Here is a 7370-nt window from a genome sequence, read left to right as displayed (position 1 = left end):
CAGCCACCGTATCAAGAAATGCGCCTGGAATGACGACTATCTCACCCAGGCTCTGACCCATATGCGATAGCCCTGCCGTAAACGGGGAGAAAGAAGCCGGCCGCAGCCTTGGCACTCATTCTGCAACGCTGGAGATTGGCGAAACCGTCGATGACGGCGTCCCTTCTCCCCGTTTCACGGGGAGACGATGGCGGCAGCCAGATGAGGGGCGGCGCCGACGCTCGCAAGAGCACTAAGACGAAGGAAGTTATCTTGTCTTGGTATTGAGCTCGCGGTTCGCCGTATAGTCGATGGCGAAGGTGCCGTCCGGAATGGAGACGCCTTCCTTGACGTTGAAGATCATCACCGTCGTGTCCTTGCCCTGCGCGTCGGTGATCGTCCACTGGCGCAGTTCATAGGTCTTCGGATCGAACATCATGGTGATCTTGGCGTTGCCGAACACCGACTTGTCGGAGAGTTGGATGGTGGTGAGGTCGTCTTCTTCCTTGACGGCCTTCACGCGCCCGCCCGAGAGATCGATCCGGTCGTCGAGCAAAAGCTTCAAGGGCGTCTTCGACAGCGGATAGAGGTCGGAGGTGTTCAGCTTCTTGTTGAGGATGACGACCGACTTGCCGTCCGAGATCACCCGGAAATTCGACGATCCGTCATAGTTGAAACGGATTTTGCCGGGACGTTCGAGGAAGAACTTGCCGCCGGTCTGCTCGCCCTTCGGGCCGAACTGCACGAATTCGCCGCTCATCGATTTGACCGAGGAAAAATGGTCGGCGATCTTTTGCGCCGCCGGCGGAACGGCGGCCTGAGCCAAGGCCAGAAGTTGGAAGCCCGGCACGACATTGATGGCGGCGGCGCCCGCAAGCACCAGGCCAAGGCCGAGCAGCTGTCGGCGGGTCGGAGCGAAATCTGTCTGGGTCTTCATGCCGGTCACTTCCTGTGATTTGCCTTGGTCGCAGTCTCTGGACCGCCAGTTGGGCCTAAGTTTGGCGGGTCGCACGGCGCTTGGTCGCATCAACGCGCCAGAGGGTTCAAAGTTGCCGGCCGCCTCCCGTGGACGTCGCCGGGCTAGAACTTATCGTCCTCGGTGGGAACGAGAATCTCGCGTTTGCCGGCGTGGTTGGCCGGGCCGACGATGCCTTCCTTCTCCATCTTCTCGATGATCGACGCCGCGCGGTTGTAGCCGATGCCCAGCCGGCGCTGGATGTAGCTGGTCGAGGCCTTGCCGTCGCGCAGCACCACGGCCACCGCCTGATCGTAGGGATCGTCGGAATCCTCGAAATTGCCGCCCCCACCGCCGCCGCCGGAACCGCCCCGGCCCGAGGCGCCGTCCTCGTCGTCTTCCTCGTCATCCTCGGTGATGGCGTCGAGATACTCCGGCACGCCCTGCAGTTTGAGATGGCCGACGATCCGTTCGACCTCGTCGTCCGAGACGAAGGGACCGTGGACACGCTGGATGCGGCCGCCGCCCGCCATGTAGAGCATGTCGCCCATGCCGAGCAGCTGCTCGGCGCCCTGCTCGCCCAGGATGGTGCGGCTGTCGATCTTCGACGTTACCTGGAATGAGATGCGGGTGGGGAAATTGGCCTTGATGGTGCCGGTGATGACGTCGACCGACGGGCGCTGCGTCGCCATGATGACGTGGATGCCGGCGGCGCGCGCCATCTGCGCCAGGCGCTGCACCGCGCCTTCGATGTCCTTGCCGGCCACCATCATCAGGTCGGCCATTTCGTCGATGATGACGACGATATAGGGCATCGGCTCGAGGTCGAGATCCTCCGTCTCGTAGATCGCCTCGCCGGTCTGGCGATCGAAGCCGGTCTGCACGGTGCGCGAGATTTTCTCGCCCTTCTTCTCGGCCTGGCTGACGCGTGCGTTGAAGCCGTCGATGTTGCGCACGCCGACCTTGGACATCTTGCGGTAGCGGTCTTCCATCTCGCGCACCGTCCATTTCAGCGCCACCACGGCCTTCTTCGGATCGGTGACGACGGGCGTGAGCAGATGCGGGATGCCGTCATAGACCGAGAGCTCGAGCATCTTCGGATCGATCATGATCAGCCGGCATTCCTGCGGGGTGAGCCGGTAGAGCAGCGACAGGATCATCGTGTTGATGGCGACCGACTTGCCCGAGCCGGTGGTGCCGGCGACCAGCACATGCGGCATCTTGGCGATGTCGACGATGACCGCCTCGCCGTTGATGGTCTTGCCGAGCGCCAAGGCGAGCTTCGCCTTGGTGGTTTCGAAGTCGCGGCTCGCCATGATCTCGCGCAGATAGACCGTCTCGCGCTTGGCATTCGGCAGTTCGATGCCGATGGCGTTGCGGCCGGGCACGACGGCGACGCGGCAGGCGATCGCGCTCATCGAGCGGGCGATGTCGTCGGAAAGGCCGATGACGCGCGAGGATTTGATGCCGGGCGCAGGCTCCAGCTCATAGAGGGTGACGACCGGACCCGGGCGGACATGGATGATCTCGCCCTTGACGCCGAAATCCTCGAGCACGCCTTCGAGCAGCCTTGCGTTCTGCTCCAGCGCGTCCTTCGACAGGCTTGGGTCTTTCGCCACGTTCTTCGGTTCGGACAGGAAATGCAGCGACGGCATCTCGAACGTGCCGGAGCCGATGAGCGAGGTCTGCGCCTCGCGCTGAACGCGTGCGCCTTGCACCGGGCGCGGCGCAGGCGCCTCCACGCGCGTCGCCGCGTCCGAGCGGAAGTTGCGCACATTGGCGCGGCGCTGGACCGGCTCTTCGTCGTCGAAGTCGTCGAGATCGGCCTCTTCGTCGTCGAAGTCATTGTCGTCCACCGGATCGACCGAAGCGCTGCGGTCGTTGACCATTGCGGCGAAGAATTCCGGCTCGACACGGGCGCGGCCGCCGGGGCTCATCCTGGATTCAGCGTACTCGGCCGATTCGACCCGTTCGGCGGCGCGGCGCCAGGCGCTGGCCCGCGGCTCAATCTGAGGCTCGAACTCGTCACGCTCCTGCCTGCGGCGCGCGGCACGCCGATGCATCCATGCACGGAAGGACAGCCACCAATGGGTGATGGCGCCGAGCGCAAGAATGCCTTCGTCGCCCTCGTCTTCATCCTCATCGAAGAGCAGATCGTCCTGCTCGCGCGGCTCCGGCTCGGCGGCGCGCTCCATGACGGCAAAGCCGTTCTTGCGCGCGATCAGCGCCGAGCCATAGGCGAACAGCCAGAGCGCCGGTGTGGCGAGCACAACGGCGATGACGGTGGCGAAAAGGCCCTTCGGATATCCGCCGACGGCGATGCCCGGGATCTTCAGCACCATGTCGCCGAACACGCCGCCGAGACCGGTCGGCAGCGGCCAGGTGTTGGGCGGCGTCACGCAACCGACGATCGCCGCGCCAAGCAGCGCGAAGCCGAACCAGGCAAGCCCGCGCTTGCCCAGCCTGTCGACGCCGCGGGCGGAGAAGAGCAGAAAACCCCAGATCACCGCCGGCACCAGCCCGGCGACGGCGGCAAGGCCGAAGAACTGCATGGCAAGGTCGGAAAACACCGCGCCCGCATAGCCCATGGCGTTGGTGACGAGATTGTTGGTGGCGTGCGAGAAGCTTGGATCGGCGACGTTCCAGGTAGCGAGGCTGGCGACGCCGAAAGCGGTGAACACGAACATCCCGGCGCCGACCAGGCGCCCAACCTGCCGCCGCGCGAACGCCTGGATGCCGTGCCCCGTATCGGTCAGCGCGAGCGGTGCTGAAGCGCCTGAACGCATGCCTCTTCCCCGTGTGTCGATGCCTGGCCGGATGCGTGACGCATGCCGGGAGATTCGTCTCCCAGACTATCGGCGGGAAGGTTAAGGGCGCATTAACCATGGCCTTTTACCGAGATGCTCCCGGAAAGGAGATGGCGGGCCCATGAAGCCCGCCATCTCTCATTGGCAAAACGATCAGGCCCGTAAGGACCCGATCTTCCGCACATCACTTATGGCCGGCGTACTGCATCAGGTTGGCGCAGAATTCGGCATGCGGCTTGCTCATCGCCGCGTCCTGGCACTCCTTCATCATCGCGTCCTGCTTGTCTTTTGCCGTCGTCGCCCAGGCGGCCTTGAAATCGGCCTCGGACTTCATGGTCTTCATGCTGGAATCGGTGAAGAACGGAGCCATATTGTCAGGCGAGTCGAGCGCGCCAGCAAGTGCAACACCGCTGACCATCGACAGAGCCATTGCTCCCAGGAAGATGTTTTTGCAGTTCATTGGTCGGTTCCTTCCCTGATATTTGGCGACACCACGATGGCGGTCGCAATCCCAGTACGGAACCGGAAGGGCGGACGTTTCACACATTCGCGATCAAGTGAATGTGATCGAAACGCTCCATGCTCATATCCGAGAAAAAAGGAGGCCCGGAAGATCTTCCGGGCCTCAAGGCGTGAGCCCCTTTCGAGAGCATCACGACGGGATCTTGGGAGCAAATCGGGAAAGCTGCGCCGCGGCTTTCCTTGATATCCGGACCGGCGAGAGGAGTATCCGCCGGTCCTTGGCAGGGTCGGCCTTACGGCACGACTTCGCCGTGCTGGGTGACGTCGAGACCCTCGACCTCTTCCTGGGTGCTCGGACGCAGGCCGACCAGCGCCTTGACGATGTAGAGGATCACCAAGGTGGCGACCGCCGTCCATACGATGGTGACAGCGACGCCGTATGCCTGCTTGGCGAGCGAGGCGCCCGACGACAGGCTGTTGATCGCCGGATCGGCGAGCACACCGGTCAGCAGTGCGCCGACGATGCCGCCGACGCCGTGGACGCCGAAGGCGTCGAGCGAGTCGTCATAGCTCATGGCGTGCTTGAGCTTGACCGCCGACAGGTAGCAGACGACGCCGGCGATGATGCCGACGAAGAAGGCGCCGGTCGGGTTGACGAAGCCGGAAGCAGGCGTCACCGCGACAAGGCCCGCGACAGCGCCCGAGATGATGCCGAGCACCGAAGGCTTCTTGGCGACGATCCATTCGGCGAACATCCAGGCCAGCGCCGCCGCTGCGGTGGCGACCTGCGTGTTCAACATCGCAGCGCCGGCGAGGCCGTCGGCCGCCAGTTCCGAACCGGCGTTGAAGCCGAACCAGCCGACCCACAGCAGCGAGGCGCCGATCACCGAATAGACCAGGTTGTGCGGCGCCATGTTGGTGGTGCCATAGCCCTCGCGCTTGCCGAGAACGAGCGCGCAGACCAGGCCCGCGACACCGGCATTGATATGGACGACGGTGCCGCCAGCGAAATCGAGCACACCGGCGGTGGCGAGGAAGCCGCCGCCCCATACCCAGTGCGCGACCGGCGCGTAGACGACCAGCAGCCACAGCGCCATGAAGATGAGCAGCGCCGAGAACTTCAAGCGTTCGGCGAAGGCGCCGGCGATCAGCGCCGGGGTGATGATGGCGAAGGTCATCTGGAACATCGAAAAGACGAATTCAGGGATGTTCGCCACACCGGGCGCCCACAGCGAGGAAGTGGTGATGCCGTGGTGGAAGAATTTCGAGGCACCGCCGATAAACTTGTTCATGCCGCCGCCGTCGGAGAAGGCCAGCGAGTAGCCGAACATGAACCACAGCACCGTCACCAGGCAGGTGATGGCGAAGCTCTGCATGATGGTGGCGAGCACGTTCTTCTTGCGCACCATGCCGCCGTAAAACAGCGCCAGGCCCGGGATGGTCATCATCAGCACCAGCGCCGTCGAGGTCAGCATCCAGGCGGTGTTGCCGGTGTCGAGCGCGGGCGCCGGGGCGGCCGGCGCTGCGGCCGTGGCTGCCGGAGCGGCCTCCTGCGCGAAGGCGGCGGCGGTGCTGAACGCTACGAGAGCGAGCGCAGCGGCCGCGCGTCCCGTCGTCTTCAAGGGGGAAGGAATATTCATTGAACTCTCCGTTGGAATAGCTGGTCGCCGCTCAGAGCGCGTCGGTGTCTGTTTCGCCGGTGCGGATGCGCACCGCCTGGTCGATGCCGAAGACGAAGATCTTGCCGTCGCCGATCTGGCCGGTCTTGGCGGCGGAGCTGATGGCTTCGACGGCCTTGTCGACCATGTCGGCGCCGACGGCGACCTCGATCTTGATTTTGGGCAGGAAGCTGACCGCGTATTCGGCGCCGCGATAGATTTCCGTATGTCCCTTCTGACGCCCGTAGCCTTTGACTTCGGTGACGGTCAGGCCCTGGATGCCGACGGCGGTGAGCGCTTCGCGCACCTCGTCGAGCTTGAACGGCTTGATGATTGCCATCACGATTTTCATAAGGTTTCACCCTTTGCTGTTGCGGTCCCCCGCGTTTGCACACCTTCACCGATCCTGAGGAGAGCCGGAGAGTGCAGGACAGGATTCAAGCTCCGTGCCAATTGCCGAAGCAGGGCATTAACCTGTTGTAAACAAACGGGATCCGCAGCCCTTGCTCAACAAACGGGCGCAGTGCCGCAATGGCTCATGATTAAAAAACGGGCAAAATTTGGAAAATGCCTGCTTTCTAGGCTTGCCTCGAAGCCGGCTCAGCGTTTCAGCCGGATGAGGCCTTCCTGCGCGACCGAGGCGATCAGCGTTCCGTCGCGCGCGAACAGCGATCCGCGGGTGAAACCGCGCGAGCCTTGCGTGGAGGGGCTGTCCTGCGTGTAGAGGATCCAGTCGTCCAGCGAATGACTGCGGTGGAACCACATGGCATGGTCGAGGCTGGCCGCCTGGATGTCGCGATCGAAGATGGCGCGGCCATGCGCGAAGGTCGAGGTGTCGAGCAGCGTCATGTCGGAGAGATAGGCAAGCACCGCCGCCTGCGTGGCGCGGTCTTCCGGCACCGGGCCCGTGGTGCGGATCCAGATATTCTGCTCCGGCTCCAGCTTTTCGCGGCTGGTATAGTGCTTGAGCATTACCGGCTTCATCTCGATCGGCCGGTCGCGCTCCCAGTAGCGTTTGATGCCTTCCGGCACCGCCTCGCCGAACTTGCCGAGCAGCTCGCGCTGCGACAGAAGTGTGTCGGGCGCCGGCACGTTGCGTGGCATCGGCAGCTGATGCTCCAGCCCGACCTCGTCCTGCTGGAACGAGGCTTCCAGCGAGAAGATCGCCTGCCCATGCTGGATCGCCACCACCCGGCGCGTGGTGAAAGAGCCGCCGTCGCGGATGCGGTCGACCTCATAGACGATCGGAACCTTGGTGTCGCCGGGCCGCATGAAATAGCCGTGCAGCGAATGCACATGGCGCCCCGGCTCGACAGTACGCTGGGCGGCAACCAGCGCCTGAGCGATCGTCTGGCCGCCGAACACGCGCTGCCAGTCGAGCTTGGGGCTGCGACCACGATACAGGTTGTGTTCGAGCTGCTCGAGGTCGAGAATGTCGAGAAGCTCGTCCATGGCCGCCGTCATGTTCCACGTCCTTTGAAGATGTGTCATGGCGGGTTTCGGACAGGA

General features: G+C 63.8%; 6 protein-coding genes. All 6 read right to left on the bottom strand.

The features are described from left to right. Window positions 1–247: 247 nt before the first annotated feature. Window positions 248–916 carry an outer membrane lipoprotein carrier protein LolA gene (locus tag CK215_RS18940; RefSeq protein WP_066998340.1) on the bottom strand — a complete coding sequence of 223 codons (669 nt, stop codon included), beginning with the start codon at window positions 914–916 and terminating at the stop codon, window positions 248–250. Window positions 917–1059: 143 nt separating this feature from the next. Next, window positions 1060–3720, bottom strand: a complete 2661-nt coding sequence (locus CK215_RS18935) for a DNA translocase FtsK (RefSeq protein WP_095831805.1) — start codon at window positions 3718–3720, stop codon at window positions 1060–1062. A gap of 205 nt (window positions 3721–3925) precedes the next feature. Continuing rightward, window positions 3926–4201, bottom strand: coding sequence for a hypothetical protein (locus CK215_RS18930; RefSeq protein ID WP_066998346.1), 276 nt, complete (start codon window positions 4199–4201; stop codon window positions 3926–3928). Window positions 4202–4496: 295 nt separating this feature from the next. Beyond that, window positions 4497–5678, bottom strand: coding sequence for an ammonium transporter (locus CK215_RS18925; RefSeq protein ID WP_245418734.1), 1182 nt, complete (start codon window positions 5676–5678; stop codon window positions 4497–4499). Window positions 5679–5874: 196 nt separating this feature from the next. Next, window positions 5875–6213, bottom strand: a complete 339-nt coding sequence (locus CK215_RS18920) for a P-II family nitrogen regulator (RefSeq protein WP_066998360.1) — start codon at window positions 6211–6213, stop codon at window positions 5875–5877. A gap of 248 nt (window positions 6214–6461) precedes the next feature. Beyond that, entirely contained in the window at window positions 6462–7325 is an 864-nt protein-coding gene (tesB, locus tag CK215_RS18915) for an acyl-CoA thioesterase II (protein ID WP_066998363.1), read from the bottom strand. Between the last annotated feature and the right edge of the window lie 45 nt (window positions 7326–7370).

It is taken from the genome of Mesorhizobium sp. WSM3864 (genome assembly GCF_002294955.1).
In the GTDB taxonomy this organism is placed as follows: Bacteria; Pseudomonadota; Alphaproteobacteria; order Rhizobiales; family Rhizobiaceae; genus Mesorhizobium.
This window is presented reverse-complemented; position numbering and strand designations above follow the sequence as displayed.

What these genes read in the sequence shown, in the direction of transcription:
- CK215_RS18940 (WP_066998340.1), bottom strand. Translation starts at nt 916, where the DNA reads ATGAAGACCCAGACAGATTTCGCTCCGACCCGCCGACAGCTGCTCGGC.
- CK215_RS18935 (WP_095831805.1), bottom strand. Translation starts at nt 3,720, where the DNA reads ATGCGTTCAGGCGCTTCAGCACCGCTCGCGCTGACCGATACGGGGCAC.
- CK215_RS18930 (WP_066998346.1), bottom strand. Translation starts at nt 4,201, where the DNA reads ATGAACTGCAAAAACATCTTCCTGGGAGCAATGGCTCTGTCGATGGTC.
- CK215_RS18925 (WP_245418734.1), bottom strand. Translation starts at nt 5,678, where the DNA reads ATGCTGACCTCGACGGCGCTGGTGCTGATGATGACCATCCCGGGCCTG.
- CK215_RS18920 (WP_066998360.1), bottom strand. Translation starts at nt 6,213, where the DNA reads ATGAAAATCGTGATGGCAATCATCAAGCCGTTCAAGCTCGACGAGGTG.
- tesB (WP_066998363.1), bottom strand. Translation starts at nt 7,325, where the DNA reads ATGACGGCGGCCATGGACGAGCTTCTCGACATTCTCGACCTCGAGCAG.